19 protein-coding genes are annotated in these 25,439 nt (G+C 69.6%); 13 read left to right on the plus strand and 6 right to left on the minus strand.

The features are described 5' to 3' along the window. Nucleotides 1–98: 98 nt before the first annotated feature. The 3 genes from OIC96_RS07490 (at nt 99) to OIC96_RS07500 (ending at nt 6,674) form a co-directional block, all read left to right on the plus strand. Complete coding sequence (locus OIC96_RS07490) at nt 99–3,023, plus strand: glycoside hydrolase family 48 protein (RefSeq protein WP_330308646.1); 2,925 nt, start codon at nt 99–101, stop codon at nt 3,021–3,023. 239 nt (nt 3,024–3,262) lie between these two features. Next, a complete protein-coding gene (locus OIC96_RS07495) occupies nt 3,263–5,926 on the plus strand; it encodes a cellulose binding domain-containing protein (protein WP_330308645.1) in 2,664 nt (887 codons plus the stop codon). 223 nt (nt 5,927–6,149) lie between these two features. Next, nucleotides 6,150–6,674, plus strand: a complete 525-nt coding sequence (locus OIC96_RS07500) for a hypothetical protein (RefSeq protein ID WP_330308644.1) — start codon at nt 6,150–6,152, stop codon at nt 6,672–6,674. 123 nt (nt 6,675–6,797) lie between these two features. Here OIC96_RS07500 and OIC96_RS07505 read toward each other — a convergent pair whose 3' ends face one another. Beyond that, complete coding sequence (locus OIC96_RS07505; RefSeq protein ID WP_330308643.1) at nt 6,798–8,672, minus strand: rhamnogalacturonan lyase; 1,875 nt, start codon at nt 8,670–8,672, stop codon at nt 6,798–6,800. A 194-nt stretch (nt 8,673–8,866) separates the two neighbouring features. Here OIC96_RS07505 and OIC96_RS07510 point away from each other — a divergent pair, with 194 nt between their 5' ends. Next, on the plus strand, nt 8,867–10,438 hold the full coding sequence (locus OIC96_RS07510; protein WP_330308642.1) for a hypothetical protein: 1,572 nt from the start codon (nt 8,867–8,869) through the stop codon (nt 10,436–10,438). 24 nt (nt 10,439–10,462) lie between these two features. Here OIC96_RS07510 and OIC96_RS07515 read toward each other — a convergent pair whose 3' ends face one another. Next, on the minus strand, nt 10,463–11,416 hold the full coding sequence (locus OIC96_RS07515) for a helix-turn-helix transcriptional regulator (protein ID WP_330308641.1): 954 nt from the start codon (nt 11,414–11,416) through the stop codon (nt 10,463–10,465). Nucleotides 11,417–11,487: 71 nt separating this feature from the next. Here OIC96_RS07515 and OIC96_RS07520 point away from each other — a divergent pair, with 71 nt between their 5' ends. Both OIC96_RS07520 and OIC96_RS07525 read left to right on the plus strand, forming a co-directional pair. Then, nucleotides 11,488–11,967, plus strand: coding sequence for a hypothetical protein (locus tag OIC96_RS07520; RefSeq protein ID WP_327433298.1), 480 nt, complete (start codon nt 11,488–11,490; stop codon nt 11,965–11,967). Further along, entirely contained in the window at nt 11,964–12,443 is a 480-nt protein-coding gene (locus tag OIC96_RS07525; protein WP_330308640.1) for a hypothetical protein, read from the plus strand. Before OIC96_RS07520 ends, OIC96_RS07525 begins: the two co-directional genes overlap by 4 nt. Here the strand turns inward: OIC96_RS07525 and OIC96_RS07530 are convergent. The 4 genes from OIC96_RS07530 to OIC96_RS07545 form a co-directional block, all read right to left on the minus strand. Continuing rightward, nucleotides 12,412–13,131, minus strand: a complete 720-nt coding sequence (locus OIC96_RS07530; protein WP_330308639.1) for a class I SAM-dependent methyltransferase — start codon at nt 13,129–13,131, stop codon at nt 12,412–12,414. The two genes, OIC96_RS07525 and OIC96_RS07530, sit on opposite strands and share 32 nt — an antisense overlap. Before the next feature lie 5 nt (nt 13,132–13,136). Next, nucleotides 13,137–13,442, minus strand: a complete 306-nt coding sequence (locus tag OIC96_RS07535; protein ID WP_330308638.1) for a 4a-hydroxytetrahydrobiopterin dehydratase — start codon at nt 13,440–13,442, stop codon at nt 13,137–13,139. Nucleotides 13,443–13,665: 223 nt separating this feature from the next. Further along, entirely contained in the window at nt 13,666–14,535 is an 870-nt protein-coding gene (locus tag OIC96_RS07540; RefSeq protein ID WP_330308637.1) for a helix-turn-helix domain-containing protein, read from the minus strand. A gap of 244 nt (nt 14,536–14,779) precedes the next feature. Further along, nucleotides 14,780–15,910 (minus strand): ADP-ribosylglycohydrolase family protein, encoded by a 1,131-nt coding sequence (locus OIC96_RS07545; protein WP_330308636.1) that lies wholly within the window; start codon nt 15,908–15,910, stop codon nt 14,780–14,782. Nucleotides 15,911–15,977: 67 nt separating this feature from the next. Between OIC96_RS07545 and OIC96_RS07550 the strand changes: the two genes are divergently transcribed. The 7 genes from OIC96_RS07550 (at nt 15,978) to narI (ending at nt 25,438) form a co-directional block, all read left to right on the plus strand. Further along, entirely contained in the window at nt 15,978–16,850 is an 873-nt protein-coding gene (locus tag OIC96_RS07550) for a helix-turn-helix domain-containing protein (protein ID WP_330308635.1), read from the plus strand. Nucleotides 16,851–16,970: 120 nt separating this feature from the next. Continuing rightward, nucleotides 16,971–17,834, plus strand: coding sequence for a helix-turn-helix domain-containing protein (locus OIC96_RS07555; protein WP_330308634.1), 864 nt, complete (start codon nt 16,971–16,973; stop codon nt 17,832–17,834). Between the two features lie 59 nt (nt 17,835–17,893). Next, on the plus strand, nt 17,894–18,709 hold the full coding sequence (locus tag OIC96_RS07560; protein WP_330308633.1) for an SAM-dependent methyltransferase: 816 nt from the start codon (nt 17,894–17,896) through the stop codon (nt 18,707–18,709). Nucleotides 18,710–18,787: 78 nt separating this feature from the next. Then, on the plus strand, nt 18,788–22,483 hold the full coding sequence (locus OIC96_RS07565) for a nitrate reductase subunit alpha (protein WP_330308632.1): 3,696 nt from the start codon (nt 18,788–18,790) through the stop codon (nt 22,481–22,483). Then, on the plus strand, nt 22,483–24,075 hold the full coding sequence (narH, locus tag OIC96_RS07570; protein ID WP_330308631.1) for a nitrate reductase subunit beta: 1,593 nt from the start codon (nt 22,483–22,485) through the stop codon (nt 24,073–24,075). The genes OIC96_RS07565 and narH overlap by 1 nt, the downstream gene beginning before the upstream one ends. Next, nucleotides 24,072–24,719 (plus strand): nitrate reductase molybdenum cofactor assembly chaperone, encoded by a 648-nt coding sequence (gene narJ / locus OIC96_RS07575; RefSeq protein WP_330308630.1) that lies wholly within the window; start codon nt 24,072–24,074, stop codon nt 24,717–24,719. The genes narH and narJ overlap by 4 nt, the downstream gene beginning before the upstream one ends. Continuing rightward, complete coding sequence (narI, locus tag OIC96_RS07580; protein ID WP_330308629.1) at nt 24,716–25,438, plus strand: respiratory nitrate reductase subunit gamma; 723 nt, start codon at nt 24,716–24,718, stop codon at nt 25,436–25,438. Before narJ ends, narI begins: the two co-directional genes overlap by 4 nt. The last annotated feature ends 1 nt before the right edge of the window (nt 25,439 follow it).

A 25,439-nucleotide genomic window follows, 5' to 3' on the forward strand; every position in this document is an offset into this window, starting at 1 on the left:
ACCCCTCACACCCCCCTCTCCAATATGGGAGCGCTCCCACTGGTTCAAGGCTTGTTGCTCCTCCCCCCATTCTCCGAGCCGCAAGGAGGAACCAGCACATGCGCCCCAGCCCCAGAAAGAGACACCGCCGCACCGCGCGGCGGCTGTGGACCGCCGTCGTGGCGGCCCTCGCACTCCCCCTGGCGACACTGGCAACCGGTTCAACTCCCGCACAGGCAGCGACAGTTCAGTGCAGCGTCGACTACAAGACCAATGACTGGGGCTCCGGCTTCACCACCGACGTCACGATCACCAACCGGGGTAGCGACGCGATCAGCGGCTGGACCCTGACGTACGACTACACGGGCAACCAGACCCTCACCAACGGCTGGAACGGCACCTGGTCCCAGTCCGGCAAGACGGTCACCGTGAAGAACGCGTCCTGGAACGGGACGATCGCCGCCGGGGCCGCCGTCACCGCCGGCGGCCAGTTCACGTACAGCGGCACCAACACCGCGCCGGCGTCCTTCGCGGTCAACGGCACCACCTGCACCGGCGCGCACCAGCCGCCGGTCACCGTGCTGACCAGCCCGACCGCGGGCGCGATCTACACCCAGGGCGACGCGATCCCGCTGGCCGCGACGGCCGCCGCCGCCGACAGCGCGACCATCAGCAAGGTCGAGTTCTACGACGACACGACGCTGCTGGGCACGGACACCAGCTCCCCGTACACGCTCTCGGTCAACAGCCTGACCGTGGGCAGTCATTCGCTGGTGGCGAAGGCGTACGACAGCCTGGGCGCGTCCGCGAACTCCACACCGGTCGGCATCACGGTCGCCTCGGGTCCCGCCGTGGTGGCCTCGCCGACCCAACTCGGCGTCCAACAGGGCAAGACGGGGACCTTCGACCTGAAGCTGTCGACGCAGCCTTCGGCGAACGTGACGGTGTCGACCGCTCGCACGGACGGCAACACGGGTCTGTCCGTCACGGGCGGCTCCTCGCTCACCTTCACCCCGTCCAACTGGAACACGGCGCAGACGGTGACCCTCACCGCCGACGCCTCCGGCACCGGATCGGCGACCTTCACGGCCTCCGCGACCGGTTTCACCAAGGCCACGGTCACCGTGACGGAGCTGGCCGCGTCGAAGGCGTACGACGCCCGTTTCCTGGACCTCTACGGCAAGATCACCAACCCGGCGAACGGCTACTTCTCCCCCGAGGGCATCCCCTACCACTCGGTGGAGACACTGATCGTCGAGGCGCCCGACCAGGGTCATGAGACGACGTCGGAGGCGTACAGCTATCTGATCTGGCTGCAGGCGATGTACGGGAAGGTCACCGGCGACTGGTCGAAGTTCAACGCCGCGTGGACGACCATGGAGACGTACATGATCCCCACCCACGCCGACCAGCCGACGAACTCCTTCTACAACGCCTCCAAGCCGGCTACCTACGCGCCCGAGCTGGACACTCCGAACGAGTACCCGGCGAAGCTCGACACGAGTGTCTCCGTCGGCTCGGACCCGATCGCGGGTGAGCTGAAGAGTGCGTACGGCACGGACGACGTGTACGGCATGCACTGGCTCCAGGACGTCGACAACACGTATGGGTACGGCAACTCCCCGGGCAAGTGCGAGGCGGGTCCGACCGACACCGGCCCCTCGTACATCAACACCTTCCAGCGCGGCGCGCAGGAGTCGGTGTGGGAGACGGTTCCGCAGCCGACCTGTGACTCCTTCAAGTACGGCGGAACGAACGGGTACTTGGACCTCTTCACCGGGGACTCCTCGTACGCCAAGCAGTGGAAGTACACCGACGCTCCCGACGCCGACGCGCGGGCCGTGCAGGCCGCGTACTGGGCCGACGTCTGGGCCAAGGCCCAGGGCAAGGGCAGCGATGTGTCCACGACCGTCGGCAAGGCGGCGAAGATGGGCGACTATCTGCGCTACGCCATGTACGACAAGTACTTCAAGAAAATAGGCAACTGCGTCGGCCCGTCGACCTGCGCGGCCGGCACCGGCAAGGACGCCTCCTCCTATCTGCTCTCCTGGTACTACGCCTGGGGCGGCGCCAACGACACCTCGGCGGGCTGGGCCTGGCGCATCGGATCCAGCCACGTCCACGGCGGCTACCAGAACCCCCTGGCGGCGTACGCGCTCAGCACGAACGCCGATCTGAAGCCCAAGTCCTCGACAGGGGCGGCGGACTGGGGAACCTCCCTCACCCGGCAGCTGGAGTTCTACCGCTGGCTCCAGTCGGACGAGGGCGCCATCGCGGGCGGTGCCACCAACAGCTGGGCGGGCCGTTACGCGACGCCGCCCACCGGGACGCCGACCTTCTACGGCATGTACTACGACCAGCAGCCGGTGTACCACGACCCGCCGTCCAACCAGTGGTTCGGCTTCCAGGCGTGGTCCATGGAGCGGGTCGCCGAGTACTACCAGCAGACGGGGAACGTGAGCGCGAAGGCGGTCCTCGACAAGTGGGTCTCCTGGGCGCTGTCCAAGACCACGATCAACCCGGACGGCACCTACCAGATCCCCTCCACCCTCCAGTGGTCCGGCGCGCCCGACACCTGGAACGCGTCAAGTCCCGGCGCCAACAGCGGACTTCACGTGACCGTCGCCGACTACACGAACGACGTCGGTGTGGCGGCCGCGTACGCGAAGACCCTGTCGTACTACGCCGCCAAGTCCGGCAACGCGCAGGCGAAGACGACGGCGAAGGCACTGCTCGACGGCATGTGGGGCAACTACCAGGACGGTCTCGGTATCGCCGTCCCGGAGACCCGCGCCGACTACAACCGCTTCGACGACAGCGTGTACGTGCCGAGCGGCTGGACCGGCACGATGCCGAACGGCGACACGATCAACTCCTCCTCGACCTTCACCTCGCTCCGGTCCTTCTACAAGAACGACCCGGCCTGGTCGAAGATCGAGAGCTATCTGGCGGGCGGGGCCGCGCCCTCCTTCACGTACCACCGGTTCTGGGCCCAGGCGGACATCGCCCTGGCCATGGGCTCGTACGCGGAGCTTCTCGAATAGCCCCCGCCAAGCGCTCCGCGGGAAGGGCGGTATGGACACTGCCGGCCGGCTGTGGCTGGCCGCGCAGTTCCCCGCGCCCCTTATAGGGGCGCGGTAGCTCGCCGCGCTTCATCGGAACCGCTTGAAGGCTCCGCGTGCTTGGCCTCGTCACCTGACGACGGGGCCGATCGGCCGGGCGGTCCCCACCCGCACTGGGGGCCGCCCGGCCTTCATGCCCTCCTTCAGAGAGGACCCCCACCGTGCGAAGAACCCGCATCCTCACGGCCGTGCTGGCGCTGGCCGCCGGCTTGCTGGCGGGCAGTCCGCCCGCCCTGGCCGCGAGTACCCCCAAGGCGACGACGACCCTCGCCGCCGACACGTACACCTGGAACAACGCCCGGATCGACGGAGGCGGCTTCGTCCCCGGCATCGTCTTCAACCGTTCCGAGAAGAACCTCGCGTACGCCCGCACGGACATCGGCGGCGCCTATCGCTGGGTGGAGTCGAGCAAGACCTGGACGCCGCTGCTCGACTCGGTCGGCTTCGCCGACTGGGGCCACACCGGCGTCGTGAGCCTCGCCTCGGACTCCGTCGACCCGAACAAGGTGTACGCGGCGGTCGGCACGTACACCAACAGCTGGGACCCGACGAACGGCGCCGTGCTCCGGTCCTCCGACCGGGGCGCGAGCTGGCAGAAGGCGGACCTGCCGTTCAAGCTGGGCGGCAACATGCCGGGGCGTGGCATGGGCGAGCGGCTGGCCGTGGACCCCAACAAGAACAGCGTGCTGTATCTCGGCGCGCCCAGCGGCAAGGGACTCTGGCGTTCGACGGACTCGGGCGCGAGCTGGTCGCAGGTCACGAACTTCCCCAACGTCGGTAACTACGTGCAGGATTCGACCGACACCAGCGGCTACGCCTCCGACAACCAGGGCATCGTCTGGGTGACCTTCGACGAGTCGACGGGTACGTCCGGGAGCGCGACGCAGACCCTCTACGTCGGGGTCGCCGACAAGGACAACGCGGTCTACCGCTCGACGGACGGGGGCGCGACCTGGTCCCGGCTCGCGGGGCAACCCACCGGCTATCTCGCCCACAAGGGTGTCCTCGACGCCACCAACGGCTATCTCTATCTCGCCTACAGCGACAAGGGCGGCCCGTACGACGGCGGCAAAGGCCAGCTGTGGCGGTACGCGACCAAGACAGGCACCTGGACGAACATCAGCCCGGTCGCGGAGGCCGACACCTACTACGGCTTCAGCGGGCTGACCGTGGACCGGCAGCATCCGGGCACGGTGATGGCGACGGCGTACAGCTCGTGGTGGCCGGACACCCAGATCTTCCGGTCCACGGACAGCGGCGGAACCTGGACGAAGGCCTGGGACTACACCTCGTACCCGAACCGTTCGAACCGCTACACGATGGACGTGTCGTCCGTGCCCTGGCTGACGTTCGGCGCGAACCCCTCGCCGCCCGAGCAGACACCCAAACTCGGCTGGATGACCGAGGGGCTGGAGATCGATCCGTTCAACTCCGCCCGGATGATGTACGGGACAGGCGCGACGGTCTTCGGCACCGAGAACCTCACCAACTGGGACAGCGGAAGCCAGTTCACCATCAAGCCGATGGTCCAGGGACTGGAGGAGACGGCCGTCAACGACCTCGCCTCTCCCCCGTCGGGCGCCCCGCTGCTCAGCGCGCTCGGTGACATCGGCGGCTTCCGGCACACGGACCTCACCAAGGTGCCGTCGATGATGTACACCTCGCCGAACCTCACCAGCACGACGAGCCTCGACTACGCCGAGACCAGCCCGAACACGGTGGTACGGGTCGGCAACCTCGACTCGGGCCCGCACATCGGCTTCTCGACGGACAACGGCGCCAACTGGTTCGCGGGCACCGACCCTTCGGGCGTCACCGGCGGCGGAACGGTCGCCGCGGCCTCGGACGGCAGCCGCTTCGTGTGGAGCCCGGCCGGCACCGGCGTGCAGTACACGACCGGGTTCGGCACGTCATGGTCGGCGGCCGGCGGTATCCCGTCCGGGGCGATCGTGGAGTCGGACCGGGTCGACCCGAAGACCTTCTACGGCTTCAAGTCCGGTAAGTTCTACGTCAGTTCGGACGGAGGCGCGACCTTCACGGCGTCCGCCGCCACCGGCCTGCCCAGCGGTGACAGCGTGCGCTTCAAGGCGCTGCCCGACGCGTTGGGCGATGTGTGGCTGGCGGGCGGTGCGAGCGACGGCGCGTACGGGCTGTGGCACTCGACGGACGGCGGCGCGAGCTTCACCAAACTGTCCAACGTCGACCAGGCCGACACCATCGGCTTCGGCAAGGCGGCGACGGGAGCCTCGTACCAGACGCTCTACACCAGCGCGAAGATCGGCGGCGTACGCGGCATCTTCCGGTCCACCGACAAGGGCGCGAGCTGGACCCGCATCAACGACGACGCCCACCAGTGGGGCTGGACGGGCGCGGCGATCACCGGTGACCCGCGGGTCTACGGGCGGGTGTACATCGCGACCAACGGGCGCGGGATCATCTACGGCGACAGCTCCGACAGCAGTGGCGGAGGCGGGGGCGGCACCGATCCGACGCCGACACCGACGGGCGCCTGCTCGGTGACGTACAAGATCACGAACCAGTGGTCGGGCGGCTTCCAGGCGGATGTGGCGCTCACCAACACAGGATCCAGCGCCTGGAGCGGCTGGTCGCTCGGCTGGACCTTCCCGGACGGCCAGAAGATCACCCAGTTGTGGAACGCCGACTACACGCAGACCGACGCCGCGGTGACGGCGAAGAACGTCAGCTGGAACGCGAACGTGGCGGCGGGATCGTCGGTGAGCTTCGGGTTCACGGGGAGCTGGACGGGAGCGAACACGAAACCCACGTCCTTCAAGTTGGGGGATGAGAGCTGCGCGGTGACGTGACGGTCGGCTCCCGGGCCGATCGGCGGCCCGGGAGCCGTCCTACGTCCTCGTGGGTGGTTCAGGCCGTGGTTGATCAGAACCCTCCGAGCCCCGAAAAGGTCCGGTTGGAACCATTCGCCCGCCCAACATGATCACAACTGCGTCACCACCCTCACCCACCACTCACACTTTCTTCACACCTCCCGTTACGGTCACCCCACCACAATCGTCCCTGGGGGGGACCATGTCGTACAACCAGCCGCCGCCACCGCCCGGATACGGGCCGCAGCCCGTGCCGTCCGCCCCCGCACCGCCGTCGGCCAGACCGCGGTGGGCACGGAAACGCTACGTGCTGCCCGCGATCGGCTTCGCCTTCTTCCTCGGCGTCGCCGCCGGCGGCAGTGACAGCGGCGGCCAGAGCAGCAAGACCACGGAGGCCGCGGCCAGCAAGGTGCGGCCCACCGCGACCGTCACCATCACCACGACGGCCACCGCGAAGCCGAAGCCGGCACCGACGGTGACCGCGACGAAGACGGTCAAGGTGAAGGTGACCGTCACCGCCGAGGCCGCCTCGGGTAGCGACTCCGGCAGCAGCGGCGGCAGCACAGACACCGTCAGCACCTGCTCGATCGTCTCCAACTCCGGCAACTGCTATTCGGCAGGCCAGTACTGCCGCAACAGCGACCACGGCGCCAGCACGACCACCGCGAGCGGCACCAGGATCAAGTGCGTATACCGCTCCAACGGATGGCGCTGGACCTACAGCTGACAGCGGGCAGGGCTATTCGCAGGGCGGGTAGCGGGTACCGGCCAAGACCATGAATCAGGCCCCCTTCCGGAGCGTCCCGCGAGGGGGCCTGATTGACTCACCTTGGAAGAGCCTTCACGCGGTTCACGGCGTGTAGACGCTCGGGCGCGGTGCCGTCGCCATCCCGTCACCGATGAAGAAGCTCGGGTGCGGGGGCTGGTTGTAGGCGGTGTTCTGCCAAGAAAGCGCCGTGCGGTACTGGGTGTCGTGCAGCAGGGTCGTGATCTTCGTGGTCGTCTCGTACGGCGTGGAGTAGATCCGCAGCGCCGTGTTGTCGGTCGTCGGCCAGACGACCTCCTCGCGCCAGTCGCCGAAGAGGTCGCCGGAGAGCGACGGGGTGGCCTTGGTGCTGTTGTTGGAGTGGACGGACGCGCCGGTCAGCAGACGGGTGTCCGCGGAGGTGCCGTACTTGTCGATATGGGTGTCGTCGAGAAGTTCGCGGACCGTGTCGCCGTCCCACCAGGACAGGAAGTTGGTGCTCCCGGGCTTGCGGCTCGCCACCACGTTTCCCTGGGGATCGCGTACGCCGTCGGCGTGCGAGGACCACGACTCGGCCCCGGCGCTGCCCGCCCAGACGTCCCCGGCCACGCCCCGGCCGTTGTCGCCGTTGGCCGCCGTGGACCACAGGATCGCGCCGGTCTTCGCGTCCGCCATCCACGACGCCGGCTTCGAGGAGTCCTCGTCGACCTTGAACTCCTCAAGGCCCGCGCGGGACGGGTCGAGGTCGCCGACGTGCATGGCGTCACCGTGCCCGTTCTTGGTGGTCCACAGGCCGCTGCCGTTGTCGTCCACGGCCATCGAGCCGTACACGATCTCGTCCTTGCCGTCCCCGTCGACGTCCGCGACCGACAACTGGTGGTTGCCCTGGCCGTCGTACCCCTTGCCGCTGTTGGTCGAGGAGTTGGTGTCGAAGGTCCAGCGCCGGGTGAACGCGCCGCCCCGCCAGTCCCAGGCGGCGATGACGGTACGGGTGTAGTAGCCGCGCGCCATGATCAGGGACGGCCGGGCTCCGTCCAGGTAGGCGGTTCCGGCGAGGAACCGGTCGACGCGGTTGCCGTACGAGTCGCCCCAGGAGGAGACCGTGCCGCGCGCCGGGACATAGTCGACGGTGCCCATGGCGGCGCCCGTCTGACCGTTGAACATGGTCAGGTACTCGGGTCCGGAGAGGACGTATCCGCTCGAATTCCGGTAGTCGGCGGAGGCGCTGCCGATGACCGTGCCCTGGCCGTCCGTCGTCCCGTCGGCCGTCTTCATGGCGACCTCGGCCTTGCCGTCGCCGTCGTAGTCGTACACCTGGAACTGGGTGTAGTGCGCCCCTGAGCGGATGTTCCTGCCCAGGTCGAGGCGCCACAGGCGGGTGCCGTCGAGCTTGATGCCGTCGATGATCGTGTTGCCGGTGTAGCCGGACTGGGAGTTGTCCTTGGCGTTGGTGGGCTGCCACTTGAGGACGAAGTCGAGCTGGCCGTCGCCGTCGAGGTCGCCGACGGAGGCGTCGTTGGCCTCGTAGGTGTACGCGACTCCGTCGGGGGTGGTGCCGCCCGCGGGTGGGGTGATGGGCACGTCCTTGTAGCCCGTACGGAACTGGATGGCGTGCACCGAGTCGGCCTGCTCTACGCCGCCCACGATCGCGCGGACCGTGTAGTCGGCCTGGGCGGGCGCGCCGGAGTGGAAGTAGTTCGTCGAGCCGGTGACGGGGGTCGAGTTGACCTTCGTCCCGGCGCGGTAGACGTTGAACGACACGTCGTTCGGATCGGTGCCGAGCCAGCGCCAGCTGACCAGGTTGCCGCTGTCGGTGTGGACGCTGACGACGCCCCGGTCGAGGGCCTCGACCTGACGGGCGGTGGCCGCCTCGGCCGAACCGGTGCCGAGGGCGGTGAGTCCGGCGGCGATGAGTGCCGCGGTGGCCGCCAGCGCCGAGCCGATCGCGCGTCTGCGGTGCTGCCTGTGCGGGTGCTGCACGGTGGGTACCTCCTGAGAGGACAGACGGATTCTGTTCCCTCAGTTGCCGCTGTTCGCAAGGGAGTTGCCGGGTAGCACCAACGAGCCGTGGTTCCCCACCTCAACCAACCTGTTTTCGGACGTAATTGTGTTCCCGCCCCGTGCCGCTCCGCCGCGCTCTCCGGTACAGCACTCGTACAGGCCTAGGGGGAACCATGAGCGAGAACGGCGAGAACGTATTCACGCACGGGCCGATTCCACGGGTGCCGGTCACGGACCCCACGCTGGGAATCCAGGTCGATCCGAGCTGGACCGGACGGCCCCGCCACCGGCTGGTCGCCGTCGGCGATTCACTCACCCAGGGATTCCAGAGCGCGGCGGTCTTCCACACCGATGTCTCGTATCCCGCGATCATCGCCCACGAGCTGGGGTGGAGCGAGCACTTCCGATACCCCTCCTACAACGGGTTCGGAGGGCTCCCGTTCAATCTGGAGCTGTTCCTGCGCGACCTGGAGGCGCGCTACGGCCGGGACCTGGACTGGTGGGAGACGGCGCCCGCGCTGTTCCACGCCCGCCGGTTCATGGACAAGGTGGAGGACTACTGGGAGCGCGGAGCGGGTACCGCCGTGCCCAGCACCACCGCCATCAACCACAACCTCGCGGTCTTCGGCTGGGATCTGCGGGACGCGCTGGACCGGTCGGCCGACATGTGCCGCAAGCGGATCTCCACCCCCAAGGACAACCTGGTGCACCAGATGGTGGAGCACGCCGACGACCGCGCCGCGCTGCGCGTGCTGCCGACCGAGCCGCCGGAGGCCGCGAACCTGAGCCAGCTGGACGCGGCCGCCCGGCTCGGCGACGAGGTCGGCGCGACGGACCCCGCGCACGGGATCGAGACGCTCATCGTGTTCCTCGGCCCCAACAACGCGCTGCGCTCGGTGGTGGATCTGCGGGTGGTGTGGAGCGACGACGGCTACGACGACCCGCAGCGCAAGGGCGCCTTCACCGTCTGGAGGCCCGAGCACTTCGCCGCCGAGCTTCGCCGGGTGGCTCTGGAGGTACGCGAGATCAAGGCGCGGCACGTGATCTGGTGCACCGTCCCGCATGTCACGATCGCGCCCATCGCCCGAGGTGTCGCCGTCAAGACCGCACCCGGATCGGCCTACTTCCCGTACTACACGCGCCCGTGGATCAGTGACGGCGACTTCGACCCCCGCCAGGACCCCCACCTCACCGCCGAACAGGCGCGTGCCGTCGACGGTGCCGTGGATCAGTACAACTACGCGATCACCGCGGAGGTCCGCGGCGCTCGCGCGGACGGCAAGGACTGGTATCTGCTGGACACCGCGGGCCTTCTCGACCGGCTCGGCTCGCGCCGGTACATCGAGGATCCGCAGGCCCGCCCCGACTGGTGGCAGCCCTACCCGATGCCCCCGGGGCTGGCCGCGCTCACCCCGGTCCCCAACAGCCGCTTCCTCGCGAGTGACGGGACGCGCCGCACGAACGGAGGCCTGTTCTCCCTGGACGGCGTCCACCCCACGACCGTCGGGTACGGCATCCTCGCCCAGGAACTGATCAACGTCATGCGGCGGGCGGGGGTCGAGTTCTTCCCGCCCCACAGCTCCACGCCGCGCCCCGACCCGGTTCTCGTGGACTTCGGACGCCTCATCCGGCACGACACGCTCATCAACCGCCCACCGGGGAACCTCACTTCGACTCTCGGCGTACTCGGCTGGGCGGACGAGAAGCTGGACTTCCTGCACCGCGCCCTGCACTTCACCATCTGACCGGCGGCCCTGACGGCCCTGGCGTCACGCGTACCGCGACGCCAGCTCCGCCACCGTCGCGGCGATCCGCTCCCGCAGCTCGGCCGGTTCGAGGACCTCGATGTCCGTGCCGAGGCGGAGGAAGTCGTGATGGGCGTGGTCCACGGACTCGATGGGGATGGTCGCGCGCGTCCAACCGTCCTTGTCCGTACGGCCGTTGACCGACACCGCGTGCGCCGCGGGGCCGCTCAGTCGGGCTGCCGGTGCTCCCGGCGCCAGCCGGACGACCGCCTCCGCGCGGTGCAGCCGCTCGTGGAAGTCCCTCTGGTACGCGGACCAGAACGCGGCGAGGTCGAAGTCCTCGGGACGGGCGAACTCCTCCTCGGAGGCGGCGAGTTCGAGGATCTGGTCGACGCGGAACGTACGCGGCCCCGGTCCCGCGACGACGTACCAGCGGCCCGCCTTCAGGACGAGGCCGTACGGCTCCAGGCGGCGCTCCACGTCGGTGGGCTCACGCCAGCGGCGGTACCGGATGTGCAGGACGCGGCGGTTCCAGACGGCATCGGCGACGGCGGGCAGGTACGGGGTCTCGTCGGCGTCCGCGTACCAGCCGGGCGCGTCCAGGTGGAAGCGGCCGCTGATCCGGTCGGCGTGCTCGCGCAGCTCGCTCGGGAGGGCCGCGCGCACCTTGAGCTGGGCGGCGGCGAGGACCGAGCCGAGGCCCAGCTCGGCGGCGGGGCCGGGGACGCCCGCGAGGAAGAGGGCCTCGACCTCGTCGGCGGTGAGGCCGGTGAGGCGGGTGCGGTAGCCGTCCAGAAGCCGGTAGCCGCCCGCGTGGCCCGCGTCGCCGTACAGCGGGACGCCGGCCGCGCTCAGTGCCTCGACGTCCCGGTAGACCGTGCGCACCGAGACCTCCAGCTCCTCGGCGAGCTGGGCGGCGGTCATGCGGCCGCGGGTCTGGAGGAGCAGGAGGACCGAGACGAGCCGCGCGGATTTCACCTCACCAGAATCCCAGATCCGACGGACTTCACTGACAGAAGGTGTCAGGGAAGTCCGCCTAGCTTCCCCTCATGGCCTTCACGGAGAAACTCCTGACCGTGCCGCCGCCGATCGAGGTGGCGGGACGGCGGATCAAGCGCTACCACGTCACCGCCGACGCGGCGGGCATCGCGCCCGACGTGGAGCGGGCGGCGTACGCGATGCTGCCGAAGCTGCTCCCCGAGCCGGACGGCACGCCGCCGGCGACCTTCGTCGTGCTGCACCGGGGCGGCGACGACGGCGCGTACCTCAACGCCTACAGCTGGGTGTGGGACAACGTCCTGCACTTCCGGGGCGCGTCGGCGGGCCAGCCGGTGCTCGGCTGCCCCGACCGCGACCCGACGCACTTCATCACACCCGGCCTGCCGTGGATCGGGTGCGTCTGGGAGCTGCCGCCGATCCTGCACGAACGCGACGCCTGGGTGCGGCACATGCTCGCGCCGGACACCCCCGACCTCGACGCCTACCTCGCCGACTCCCTCCCCGAGGGCACGACTGGAGACCGCACATGAGTACCGCGCACGACTTCGACTTCTTCCACGGCGAGTGGGACGTCCACCACCGCAGGCTGACCGACTTCCTCGACGCCGGCAGCGACTGGGAGGAGTTCGCGGCCACGAGCCGCTGCTGGAGCCTGTTCGACGGGGCCGCGAACGTCGACGAGCTGGACGTACCGAGTCAGGGCTGGAAGGGGCTCACCCTGCGGCTCTTCGACCCCGCGGCGGGCGAGTGGTCGCTGAACTGGTCGTCCAGCCGCAGCGGCAAGCTGTTCCCGCCGGTGATCGGGCGGTTCGGGCCCGACGGGCGGGGCGAGTTCCACGGGGACGACACCCACGACGGGAAGGACGTGCGGGTGCGGTTCGTGTGGTCGGGGATCTCGGCGACCACGGCCCGCTGGGAGCAGGCGTTCTCCGTGGACGGGGAGACGACGTGGGTGACCAACTGGGTCATGGAGTTCACGCGGCCTTCCGGAACGCCCGTAGCGTGAACTCGGGGTCCGGGCGCGGTGCGTCCGGGTCCGGCAGCGCCTCGATGCGCTCGGCGAGCGCGATGCCGCCCGCCGCGTAGATCTCGCCGTCCCGGACGTAGCGGGCCAGGCGGCGTGGGATCCGTCCCTGGCCGTGGCCCCGGAAGCGGGCCGTCCCACTGGGGAGCAGGCCGTGTTCGGCGGCGTACGCCGTGACGAGCGAGGTCTCGTCCGTGGCGCGCTGCCCGCGGTACGGCGCGGCCAGTGCGTCGATGTCGCTGCCCACGTGGTGGGCGGCGTTCTTGTCGACGGTGGTGACGAGGACGCCGCCGGGGCGCAGGACGCGGGCGGCCTCGGCGACGACGGGGGCCGCGTCGTCCAGCAGATGCAGCAGCCAGATGACCGAGACAGCGTCGAACGAGCCGTCCGCGAAGGGGAGTTGGCGGGAGTCGGCACGGACAACGGCATCCGCCATCCGTGCCGCCGCCCTCCGCGCCATGCCGTGCGCCGCGTCGGCTGCCGTCACCCGCAGCCCCGGCCGTCCGGCCGCGAGGCGCCGCGTCACGATCCCGGTGCCGCAGGCGATGTCCAGCAGGGCGCGGGCGCTCTCGGGGACGAGGCCGAGGACAGCGTCGGCGGCCGCCGCGGCCCGGGGTTCACCGCCCCGGGTCGCGTCGTACGCGTCGGCTTCCTTGTCGTAGTCCAGCACGTGGGTCAGCGTGCCCCGTGTCCCGGGGCGAGTTCCTCCACCCTGCGGGCGAGGTTGAAGTCGAGTGCGGTGATGGCGCCGCCGACGCTGTGCGTGTTCACCGTGAGGGAGATGGTGTTGTAGCCGAGGGTGAGGTCCGAGTGGTGGTCCAGTTCCTCCTGGACCTGGGCGATGTGGACGACCATCGCGGTCGCCGCGAAGTGTGAGCCGAGCCGGTAGGAGCGGGCGAGCCGGTCGCCGTCCACCGACCATCCCGGCAGCTCCGCGAGCCGGTCCTCGATCTCCTTCTGCGACAACGGTTCGACGGCCATGACCTCGCTCCTTTCGTCCGGTGGGGATGCGCGTGGGGGTACGGGTGGGGCTGTTCCTCAGCGTCCCACAGTCCCCCGGCCCCGGCCCCGCACCCGCCCGACGCCGGATTCTCGCCCCCGCCGCCCCTACCCGTCCCATCCCTGGGGGCTGCGCCCCCAGACCCCCAAAAGATTGCGCAGTTCCCCGCGCCCCTTTTAGGGGCGCGGGGTCGGAAACAGCCGGTCAGGGCCGGCTCGCTGCGTTGATGTACGACTTGGTGGCGTCGGTGATGAAGTCGCGGCTGCTGTCAGGGTTGAGGGCCTGGGCTTGGAGGTGGTCGTACATCATGCTGTAGAACTGCACGTCGGACGGTTTCTCCAGGTAGAGATCGCTGGTGAACCGTTCCAGGCACACCACTACCTCGGGGCTGTCGGCGAAGCTCAGGATGAAGAACTGTCCTGTGAGGCCCGGGTGGGCGCCTACGGTGTAGGGAAGGACCTGCACGGTGATATGGGGCTCGGAGCCGAGTGTGTTCAGGTGCTCCAGTTGTTCGCGCATGATGGCGGGGCTGCCGACGACGCGGCGCAGTGCTGATTCGTCCAGGACGACCCACAGACGCAGCGGGCGGGCCGGGTCGTAGATCCGGTGCTGACGGCGTAGCCGCACCTTGAGGCGCGTGGCGGCCTGTTCGGCAGTGAGCTGCGGGATCGTTTCCTCGATGACGGCATGGGCGTAGGCGGGGGTCTGCAGCAGGCCGGGGATCGCCATGGGCTCGTAGGCATGGATGATGGCGGCGTCCGTCTCCAAGGCGATATAGACGCTCTGGGGGATGTCGCCGTAGACGTTCCACCAACCCTGCTGTCCGGATTCCTTGGCCATCCGCGTGAGCGATTCGATGACCTGCGGGTCCGTGACTCCGTAGATCGCGCACAGATCGCGTACGTCGCGGGGGCTGATGGCGCGGCGGCCGTTCTCCAGGTGACTGATCTTGGGCTGGGAGACCATGAGTCTCTCGGCCACTTCCGCGCTCTTCAGCCCGCTGGCCTGACGGAGCCGGCGGAGCTCGGCTCCCAGACGGCGCTTTCTGACGGTGGGATTGCTGTTCGCAGCCACGGGCGGTGTACCTCCGGCTCCAAGTCATTGTTCCGGCCCGCAGATTGCCATGGAGCGGGGCTTGTTGATCAAGCGCCGTGCCGTCGTGTTCGTGGACAGCCGAAACGGACGGTTACATTGGCAATTGCCGCACGGCTACTTACTCAGGGGCACGGGGAACTGCGCAATCTTTCAAGCCGGGGTCCGGGGGCGCAGCCCCCAGGGATGGGACGGGTAGGGGCGGCGGGGGCGAAAAACCCGGCGGCTACCGGCGGACGCACTCCGTCGCGAAGTCATCCGCCAGCGCAGCGATCTGCGCACGCCCCTCCACCCGCTCCAGCCACTCCCCCGGCAGCCCATGGTCGCCATACCGCGCCCCCAGAAGGTTGCCGCAGATGGCCCCGGTCGAGTCGCTGTCGCCGGAGTGGTTGACGGAGAGGAGGAGGGCGTCGGCCACGCGGGGCCCGGCGAGGGCACAGTAGACCGCGATGGCCAGGGCCTCCTCGGCGATCCAGCCGGCACCGAGGCGCTCCACCTTCCCGGCGCTCGGGTCACCCTCGTCGGCGAGGTCAAGGGCCCGCCGCAGCGCGACGGCGGTCTCCTCGTGCCCGGGGTACCGGGCGAGCAGCCGCAGAGCCCGCAGTACGGCGCTCTCGACGGACTCCCCGGCGACCAGGTGAACGACCATCGCGGCCAGCGCCCCGGCCGCGTAGTACCCGGTGGGATGGCCGTGGGTCATCTGGGCGCACCGCGCGGCGAGCCCGAACGCGAAGTCCTCCGAGGCGGGGGCGAGCCCGAAGGGTGCCGAGCGCATCACCGCACCGCAACCCTTGGAGTCGGGGTTCACCGCTCCCGGCGGACCGAGTGCCAGCATGGGGTCGGGGACGTGGTCCCGTTCGAGCCCGGAGAGGCAGGCGTTGCCGGGGGCGCGGCGGGCGTACAGCCAGGCCTGGGCCGCGAGACCGCCGGTGGGCCCGGCGTGGGCGCGAGAATCGTGGGCCGGTGCGCCGGCGGGCGCCGCGGCCGTCGCGCTCACCTCGGGCCCCGGCCTCCGCTGTGTCTCCAGCCACCGCTCGTACGCCCAGCGCACCAGTCGCGGTGCCCCGCCGCCGATGCCCTTGCGGCGTTCTCGCGCGTGGGCCTGCCCGAGCCCTTCCACCGTGAACAGCGTCATCTGTGTGTCGTCGCTGACGCGCCCCACGACTCCGTCGCCGTCGGGGACCAGCCCGGTCACGCCCCGGGGTCCGTGCGCGGCGCGGATCCGGTCCAGGGAGGCGAACTCGATCGGATAGCCGAGCGCGTCCCCGATCGCCCCGCCCAGCAGACAGCCGCGTACCCGTGCGCGGTAGACCGCCTCGGCCTCCCAGCCCAGGCGTCGGCTCCATACGTCGTTCACTCGCCGCTCCTCGACCTCGGTGACCGCCGCCAGACCGTCGTCACCGCTCCTCGACTACCGTCGTCGTATGACGATTGTCGCGTCCGGAGCCGCCCGGTCCTCAACTGCCCCCACCCGCAAGGCCGCCGGCAAAGGTACCGGCGACGGTGTCGGCGAAGGGATCGGTCCGCTGCTGCGTGGCTGGCGGGAGCAGCGGCGGGTGAGCCAGTTGGAGCTGGCGCTGCGGGCGGACTCCTCGGCCCGGCACATCAGCTTCATCGAGACGGGCCGCTCCCGCCCCAGCGAGGAGATGGTGCTGCGCCTCGCCGAGCACCTCGACGTACCCGTCCGGGAACGCAACGCGCTGCTGCTCGCGGCCGGTTATGCGCCGCACTTCAAGGAGACGCCGCTCGACGACCCGTCGATGGACGCCCTGCGCGAGGGCATGGAGCGCCTGATCCAGGGCTACGAGCCCTACCCGGCGCTGGTGGTCGACGCCACGTACAACGTCCTCGCCGCGAACCGGGGCATCGCCATGCTGCTGGACGGCATCCCCGAGTCGCTGCTCGCGCCGCCGCTGAACGCCATGCGGCTCACCCTCCACCCGGAGGGTCTGGCGCCGCGCATCCGCAACCTGCGCGCGTGGCGGGACCATCTGCTCGCCCAGATGGACCGTCAGATCGCCCTGCGCCGCTCGGAGCCGCTGCGCGCCCTGTACGAGGAGGTCGCGGCGTATCCGGTCCCGGACCCGGACCTGGCCCGGGACGACGAACCCCTGGGCCCTGTCCCCTACTTCGCGCTTCCGATGCAGATCGAGCACGAAGGCCGGGTCCTGTCGTTCATCTCGTCGATCTCGACCTTCAACACCCCGATGGACGTGACGGTGGCCGAGCTGGCCATCGAGACGTTCCTCCCCGCGGACCCGGCGACGGTCAAGTACCTTCAGTCACTGCTCTCCTGAGGGAACGTCAGACACCGTGCGGGATACGTCCGGGGTGAAAGCGGCTCGGCGGATTCTGTGAGGGTTGTGGGTGGGACATGACACACTGCTCGGGTACTTCGGCGCGTGGGGAGGCGTGGCGTGAGTGAGCGGCGGGCTGCGCCCACCGTGGGGCAGGTGGTGCTCGGGCGGCGGCTTCAGGAGTTGCGGGAGGCCGCGGGGCTGAAGCGGGAGGAGGCGGCCCGTGTGCTGCGGGTCGCCCCGGCGACCGTACGGCGCATGGAGATGGCCGAGGTCGCCCTCAAGATCCCGTACGTGCAGGTGCTGTTGACGACGTACGGCGTGGCCGACGACGAGGTGGGCGCCTTCGTCGCGCTGGCCGAGGAGGCGAACCAGCCGGGCTGGTGGCAGCGGTTCCACGACGTGCTGCCGGAGTGGTTCAGCATGCACGTCAGCCTGGAGGGCGCCGCCCGGATGATCCGCTCGTACGAGCCGCACTTCATGCCCGGGCTGCTGCAGACCGAGGACTACGCGCGGGCCGTGCTGGAGGCCGGGACGGTCGGGCAGACCGGTCCCGAGGCCATCGAGCGGCATGTGGCGCTGCGGATGAGCCGGCAGAAGCTGCTCACCCGCGAGAACCCGCCGCACCTCTGGGTGATCATGGACGAGACGGTGCTGCGCCGGCCCGTCAGCATCCACGCCTCGGTCATGCGCGACCAGATCGACCGGCTCCTCGAAGCGAGCGAGCATGATCACATCACGCTCCAGGTCGCCGAGTTCGCGAACGGCCCGCACCCGGGGACGTACACGTCCTTCGCGCTGTTCCGCTTCGCGGAGCCCGAGCTGCCGGACATGGTCTACAGCGAGTACGTGACCGGTGCCCTGTATCTCGACTCACGCGCCGAGGTCGCCCTGCATCTGGAGGTCCTCGACCACATGTCGGCCCACGCGGCCTCCGCCCAGCGCACCAAAGAGATCCTCCGGGAGTTCCGCGAGAGCTTCTGAGAGGCCGCCCGAACACGCCATCCGAACACGCCGCCCGAACACGACCGAGGAGCACGCGCATGACCGGCAGTGAAGCCGCGCCCACCCGTATCGACACCAGTCGTCCCCATCCCGCCCGCGTCTACGACTGGTGGCTGGGCGGCAAGGACAACTACCCGGTCGACGAGGAGCTGGCCCGCAAGATCCTCGCCGCGGACGGAACGGCGGTGCGCGGGGCGCGCGCCAACCGCCGCTTCATGCACCGTGCGACGCGGACCGCCGCGCAGGCGGGGATACGCCAGTTCCTCGACATCGGTACGGGCATCCCGACCGAACCCAATCTGCACCAGGTGGCCCAGCAGGTCGCACCGGACGCCAAGGTCGTGTACGCGGACAACGACCCGATCGTCCTGCGGCACGCGGAGGCGCTGCTGCACGGCTCCGCCGAGGGCACCACCGACTACGTACACGCCGACGTCCGCGACCCCGAGACCATCCTGCGGCTGGCCGCCGGCTCCCTGGACCTCACCCGGCCCGTCGCCCTGTCGCTGGTCGCGCTCACCCACTACCTGGGTGACGCCACGGACGGAGACGATGTGTACGGCCTGATCAAGCGGTACGTCGAGGCGCTCGCCCCCGGCAGCCAGGTGGTGCTCACCCAGGTCACCTCCGACATCAGCCCCGAGGGTGTCGCGAAGGCCGCCGAGCTGTTCCGGCGCAGTGGCACTCCCTTCTTCCCGCGCACGCATGCCGAGTTCTCGCGTTTCTTCGACGGCCTGGAGCTCCAGGAGCCCGGCGTGGTCGCGGTCTCCGAGTGGCGTCCGGAGGCGGAGGACCTGGCGGCCCAGGCGGAGGGCGCTGTCCCGGTGTTCGCGGGGGTCGGACTCAAGCGCTGACCCGTACGGGTGCCGTGAGCGGGTGCGTTCCCCTGCTTGCCCCTAGCTTCGAGAGCATGGGCAAGCAAGGGAGCGCACGTGAGCGACACGCGGATACCGCCCACCGAGCCGGGCGCCGTGCTGCTGCGCGCCGGGAAGTACTTCCGGCCCGGTGCGGCGGCTCCCGATCTGCACAGCGTCCGGCTGACCGGCGGCCGTGAGGCGGACTCCTTCTACCGGGACCGCTGGAGCCACGACAAGGTCGTGAACTCCACGCACGGCGTCAACTGCACCGGCTCCTGTCGCTGGAAGGTGTACGTCAAGGACGGCATCATCACGTGGGAGACCCAGCAGACGGACTATCCGTCGGTGGGCCCCGACCGCCCCGAGTACGAGCCGCGCGGCTGTCCTCGGGGCGCGGCGTTCTCCTGGTACACGTACTCGCCGACCCGGGTGCGCTATCCGTACATCCGGGGGGTCCTCCTGGAGATGTACCGGGAGGCGCGGGGCCGCTTGCGGGACCCCGTGCTCGCCTGGGCGGACATCCAGGCCGACCCCGAGCGCCGCCGCCGCTACCAGCAGGCCCGCGGCAAGGGCGGTCTGGTGCGCGCCACCTGGGACGAGGCGGTCGAGATCGTCGCCGCCGCCCATGTCCACACGATCAAGACGTACGGCCCCGACCGCATCGCCGGGTTCTCCCCCATCCCCGCGATGTCGATGGTGTCGCACGCCGCCGGCGCCCGTTTCATGGGCCTGATCGGCGCGCCGATGCTCTCCTTCTACGACTGGTACGCCGACCTGCCCGTCGCCTCCCCGCAGGTCTTCGGCGACCAGACCGACGTGCCGGAGTCGGGCGACTGGTGGGACGCCGCGTATCTGATGATGTGGGGCTCCAACGTCCCGGTGACCCGCACGCCCGACGCCCACTGGATGGCCGAGGCCCGCTATCGCGGCCAGAAGGTCGTGGTCGTCGCCCCCGACTACGCGGACAACGCCAAGTTCGCCGACGAGTGGCTGCATCCGCACCCCGGCACGGACGGCGCGCTCGCGCTGGCGATGGGGCATGTCGTCCTCAAGGAGTTCTTCGTCGACCGCGAGACGCCCTTCTTCGCGGACTACGTACGGAAGTTCACCGATCTGCCGTTCCTGGTGACCCTGACGGAGAAGGGCGGCGCGTACGTCCCCTCGAAGTTCCTGCGCGCCACCGATGTGGGCAAGTTCGGCGAGGGCGCCGCGTGGAAGACGGTGGTCCTGGACGCGGTGACCGGGCGGGCCGTCGTACCGAACGGTTCGCTGGGCTTTCGCTGGACCGAGTCCGGCAAGGGCAAGTGGAACCTCGAACTGGGCTCCATCCAGCCGTATTTGAGCCTGTACGGCCATGAGGCCGCCGGCGGTGTCGAGGTGCTCCTCCCCCGCTTCGACACCGAGGGCGGCGAGCACGGCCAGGGGCGCGGCGACGTCGTACACCGTGGCGTTCCGGCGACACAGCTCGGCGGTGCGAAAGGCCCGCTGGTCACGACGGTCTTCGATCTGCTGCTCGCGCAGTACGGGGTGGGGCGGGAGGGGCTGCCCGGCCAGTGGCCTTCCTCGTACGAGGACGCGGAGACGCCCGGGACGCCCGCCTGGCAGGAGGTACACACGTCCGTACCGGCGGCCAAGTGCGTGAAAATCGCCAGGGAGTTCGCGCGGACGGCGGAGCAGTCGCAGGGCCGGTGCATGATCCTGATGGGCGCGGGGACCAACCACTGGTTCCATTCCGAGACCATCTACCGGGCCTTTCTCGCACTGCTCCAGCTCACCGGCTGCCAGGGCCGCAACGGCGGCGGCTGGGCGCACTACGTCGGCCAGGAGAAGTGCCGCCCGGCCACCGGCTGGGCCACGCTGGCGGGCGCCGCCGACTGGAGCAGGCCGCCGCGGCAGATGATCGGCGCCGCGTACTGGTTCCTCAACACCGACCAGTGGCGCTACGACAAGTTCGGGGCCGATGTGCTCGCCTCCCCGCTCGGCGAGGGGCGGTTCAAGGGAATGACCGGCGCCGACTGCCTCGCGCTGTCGGCGCGTTCGGGGTGGATGCCGTCGTATCCGACGTTCGACCGCAACCCGCTGAAGCTGGGCGAGGTCTTCGGCGATCCGGTGGCGAACGTCGTGGCCGAACTCCGGTCGGGCACCCTGAAGTTCGCCTGTGAGGACCCGGACGCACCCGCGAACTGGCCGCGCGTACTGACCCTTTGGCGCGCCAACCTGCTCGGCTCCTCGGCGAAGGGCGCCGAGTACTTCACCAAGCACCTGCTGGGCACCCACTCGTCGCTGCGGGCCGAGGAGGCGGAGCCCGAGGTCCGGCCGAGGGATGTGACCTGGCGCGAGGAGGCCCCCGAGGGCAAGCTCGACCTGCTGCTCTCGCTGGACTTCCGGCAGACCTCCTCCACCCTCCTGTCGGACGTCGTGCTGCCCGCCGCGACCTGGTACGAGAAGCACGACCTGTCGACCACGGACATGCATCCGTACGTCCACTCCTTCACGCCGGCGGTGGACCCGCCGTGGCAGGCGCGCACCGACTTCGACACGTTCAGGGCGCTGGCCGAGCGGCTGAGCGAACTCGCCGTGGACCACCTCGGCGTACGCAAGGACGTCGTCGCCACCGCGCTCCAGCACGACACTCCCGGCGAGACCGCGCAGCCGGGCGGGTTGGTGCTGGACTGGAAGCGCGGCGAGTGCGATCCCGTGCCCGGGAAGACGCTGCCGAACCTGGCGGTGGTGGAGCGGGACTACACGGCGATCGGGGCGAAGTTCGCGGCGCTCGGGCCGTTGGTGGAGAAGCTGGGCCTGCCCGCCAAGGGCATCGCGCTCAGGCCGGACGAGGAGGTCGAGCACCTCAAGGAGCTGAACGGTGTCGTACGCGGCGGACCCGCCGACGGACGTCCGGCGCTCGACACCGCTGTGAAGGCCGCGAACACGATCCTCGCGCTGTCCGGGACGACCAACGGGCGCCTGGCCACACAGGGCTTCCGCACGCTGGAGGCCCGCACGGGGCAGGAGATGGCGCATCTGTCCGCCGAGCACGAGGGCAAGCGGATCACGTACGCGGACACGCAGGCCGCGCCGGTGCCGGTGATCACCTCGCCGGAGTGGTCGGGCAGCGAGTCGGGCGGCCGCCGCTACACGGCGTTCACCCTCAACACCGAGCACCTCAAGCCCTGGCACACCCTCACCGGGCGCCAGCACTTCTTCCTCGACCACGACTGGATCCATGAGCTGGGCGAGGCGCTGCCGGTGTACCGGCCGCCGCTCGACATGCACCGACTGTTCGGTGAGCCGCGCCTCGGAGTGGACGGACAAAGGGAAGTGACGGTCCGTTATCTCACCCCGCACAACAAGTGGTCGATCCACTCCGAGTACCAGGACAACCTGTTCATGCTCTCGCTCTCGCGCGGCGGCCAGAACATCTGGATGTCCCCGCAGGACGCGGACGCCATCGGTGTGAAGGACAACGACTGGATCGAGGCCGTCAACCGCAACGGCGTGGTCGTCGCCCGGGCCGTCGTCTCGCATCGGATGCCCGCCGGCACGGTCTATATGCACCACGCCCAGGAGCGCACGGTGGGCGTGCCGAAGACGGAGACCACCGGAATGCGCGGCGGCATCCACAACTCCCTGACCCGGCTGATCCTCAAACCGTCCCATCTCATCGGCGGCTACGCCCAGTTGTCGTGGGCCTTCAACTATCTGGGCCCGACGGGCAACCAGCGCGACGAGGTGACGGTCATCCGCCGCCGCAGTCAGGAGGTCGAGTACTGATGCGCCCGATGGCCCAGATCGCCATGGTCATGAATCTCGACAAGTGCATCGGCTGTCACACCTGTTCGGTCACCTGCAAGCAGGCGTGGACCAACCGGGACGGCATGGAGTACGTCTGGTTCAACAACGTCGAGACCCGCCCCGGACAGGGCTATCCGCGCCGCTACGAGGACCAGGAGAAGTGGCGGGGCGGCTGGGAGCTGAACCGGCGCGGCGCGCTGAAGCTCAAGGCGGGCGGACGGTTCCACAAGCTTGCCGGGATCTTCTCCAACCCCAGGCTCCCGGAGATCAAGGACTACTACGAGCCCTGGACGTACGACTACAAGAACCTCACCGACGCCCCGCTCGGCGACGACTTCCCGGTGGCACGGCCCGTCTCGCAGCTCACCGGCAAGCCGATGAAGATCGAGTGGTCCTCGAACTGGGACGACAACCTGGCGGGCGCTCCGGAACACGGCGATCAGGACCCCATGGTCCAGCGGGTGCGCCAACAGGCCGCCGAGAAGGTGAAGTTCGCCTTCGAGCAGACCTTCATGTTCTATCTGCCGCGCATCTGCGAGCACTGCCTCAACCCGTCGTGCGTGGCGTCCTGTCCGTCGGGCGCCATGTACAAGCGGGCCGAGGACGGCATCGTCCTGGTCGACCAGGACCAGTGCCGCGGCTGGCGGATGTGCGTGACCGGATGCCCGTACAAGAAGGTGTACTTCAACCACCGCACCGGCAAGGCCGAGAAGTGCACGCTCTGCTATCCGCGCGTCGAGGTCGGGCTCCCGACCGTCTGCTCCGAGACCTGCGTGGGACGGCTGCGCTATCTCGGAGTGATCCTCTACGACGCGGACAAGGTGACCGCCGCCGCGTCCACCCAGGACGAGAAGGCCCTGTACGAAGCCCAGTTGGGCGTCTTCCTCGACCCCGACGACCCCGCCGTGCGGCGGGCCGCCGAGGACGCCGGAATCCCGTACGACTGGATGGAGGCGGCCCGCCGCTCCCCCGTGCGCGCGCTGATCAGCACGTACAAGGTGGCGCTTCCCCTGCATCCGGAGTACCGGACGATGCCGATGGTCTGGTACATCCCGCCGCTGTCCCCCGTCGTCGACGCGCTGACCGAGACCGGGCACGACGGCGAGGACCTGGACAACCTCTTCGGTGCGATCGACACCCTCCGCATCCCGCTCGAATACCTGGCGGAGCTCTTCACGGCGGGCGATGTCGAGCCGGTGCGGGCCTCGCTCGGCAGACTCGCCGCCATGCGCTCCCACATGCGGGCCATCAACCTCGGCGAGCCGCCCGACCCGTCGGTCGCCACGTCCGTCGGCATGGAGCCCGACGAGATCGAGGAGATGTACCGGCTGCTGGCGATCGCCAAGTACGAGGACCGGTACGTCATTCCGACGGCCGCCGTCGGCGACGCCAGGCGTCTGGAGGAGTCGGCGCTGCCCGACGGGTGCAGCCTCGACTACGACGGCGGGCCCGGCATGGGCGGCGACGGGCCCTTCGGCCAGGACTCGGGCCGCAAACAGCTGCCGCTGGTGACGATCGAGAACTTCCACGCCCTGCGGGAGCGGCAGACGGCGGACCGGGAGGACACATGACGACCCGGCGGGAGAACGTCCACGTGAAAGAGCACGACGTGCTGTATCAGGCCGCCGCGTACTGTCTCGGCTATCCGGACGAGGAGTTCTACGAGCGGCTGCCGCTGCTGCGTCAAGCCGCCCCGGGACTGAGGGAGTTCCTCGATCACGCGGACACCGAGGCCCCGCAGGACCTCGCCGCGCACTACGTCCAGGTCTTCGACTTCAAGAACCGCCACAGCCTCTATCTGAGCTGGTGGCGCGACGGGGACACCCGGCGGCGTGGGATGTCGCTGGTGCGGTTCAAGGAGGTGTACCGGGAGCACGGCCTGGAGTTCACCGGCGAGGAGCTGCCGGACTTCCTGCCGGCGGTCCTCGAATTCTCCGCGCACGCCGGACCCGGACTTCTCCAGGAGCACCGCAGCGGCCTGGAGTTGCTGCGGATCGCGCTCACCGACTTCGGCACGCCGTACGCGACGGTGCTCGACGCGGTGTGCGCCACCCTTCCCGGCCCGTCCCCCAAGGACCGCGCCGAGGCGCTCGCCCTGGCCCGGTCGGGGCCGCCGCGCGAGGAGGTCGGCCTCGAACCCTTCGGCGCCATCGGGGTCGAACCCAGCGGCGCCCTCGGCCACGAACCTCTCGCCGTCATCGGAGAACGCTCATGACGACCCTCCTCTGGGGCGCCCTGCCGTACATCGCCTTCGCGCTGCTCGTCGCGGGGCTCGTCTGGCGCTACCGCTACGACAAGTTCGGCTGGACCACGCGCTCCTCGCAGGTCTACGAGTCGAAGCTGCTGAACATCGCCTCGCCCGCCTTCCACTACGGCATCCTCTTCGTGCTCGTCGGCCATCTGGTGGGCCTGTTCGTCCCGGAGTCGTGGACCCACTCCCTCGGGATCAGCGAGCACACGTACCACCTGTTCTCGCTGTACGGCGGCACGGCGGCCGGCATCCTCACCGTGGCCGGCATCCTGCTGCTGATCTACCGCAGACGGACGAACTCACTGGTGTTCCGGGCGACGACCGTCAACGACAAGCTGATGTACGTCGTGCTGCTCGGCGCGATCGTGATGGGCATGGTCGCCAAGCTCTCGCACGCCACCGGAGACGGCTACAACTACCGTGATTCCATCGCCCCTTGGGCGCGCAGCCTGTTCACGCTCCAGCCGAAGACGGAACTGATGGAGGGCGTGCCGGTGCTCTACCGGATCCACGCGGTGATCGGCATGGCGCTGATCGCGCTGGTGCCGTACACGCGGCTGGTCCATATGTTCAGCGCGCCGGTGCAGTATCTGTTCCGCCCGTATGTGGTCTACCGCAGCCGCGACCCGAAGCAGCTCGGGGCGCGGCCGGCACGGCGGGGCTGGGAGAAGACGGACGCCTGAC

It is taken from the genome of Streptomyces sp. NBC_00775 (assembly GCF_036347135.1).
In the GTDB taxonomy this organism is placed as follows: domain Bacteria; phylum Actinomycetota; class Actinomycetes; order Streptomycetales; family Streptomycetaceae; genus Streptomyces; species Streptomyces lutosisoli.

Excerpts from the sequence above, each read along its gene's own strand:
- OIC96_RS07490 (WP_330308646.1), top strand. The coding sequence starts at position 99 with ATGCGCCCCAGCCCCAGAAAGAGACACCGCCGCACCGCGCGGCGGCTG.
- OIC96_RS07500 (WP_330308644.1), top strand. The coding sequence starts at position 6,150 with ATGTCGTACAACCAGCCGCCGCCACCGCCCGGATACGGGCCGCAGCCC.
- OIC96_RS07510 (WP_330308642.1), top strand. The coding sequence starts at position 8,867 with ATGAGCGAGAACGGCGAGAACGTATTCACGCACGGGCCGATTCCACGG.
- OIC96_RS07520 (WP_327433298.1), top strand. The coding sequence starts at position 11,488 with ATGGCCTTCACGGAGAAACTCCTGACCGTGCCGCCGCCGATCGAGGTG.
- OIC96_RS07525 (WP_330308640.1), top strand. The coding sequence starts at position 11,964 with ATGAGTACCGCGCACGACTTCGACTTCTTCCACGGCGAGTGGGACGTC.
- OIC96_RS07535 (WP_330308638.1), bottom strand. The coding sequence starts at position 13,442 with ATGGCCGTCGAACCGTTGTCGCAGAAGGAGATCGAGGACCGGCTCGCG.
- OIC96_RS07550 (WP_330308635.1), top strand. The coding sequence starts at position 15,978 with ATGACGATTGTCGCGTCCGGAGCCGCCCGGTCCTCAACTGCCCCCACC.
- OIC96_RS07560 (WP_330308633.1), top strand. The coding sequence starts at position 17,894 with ATGACCGGCAGTGAAGCCGCGCCCACCCGTATCGACACCAGTCGTCCC.
- narH (WP_330308631.1), top strand. The coding sequence starts at position 22,483 with ATGCGCCCGATGGCCCAGATCGCCATGGTCATGAATCTCGACAAGTGC.
- narJ (WP_330308630.1), top strand. The coding sequence starts at position 24,072 with ATGACGACCCGGCGGGAGAACGTCCACGTGAAAGAGCACGACGTGCTG.
- narI (WP_330308629.1), top strand. The coding sequence starts at position 24,716 with ATGACGACCCTCCTCTGGGGCGCCCTGCCGTACATCGCCTTCGCGCTG.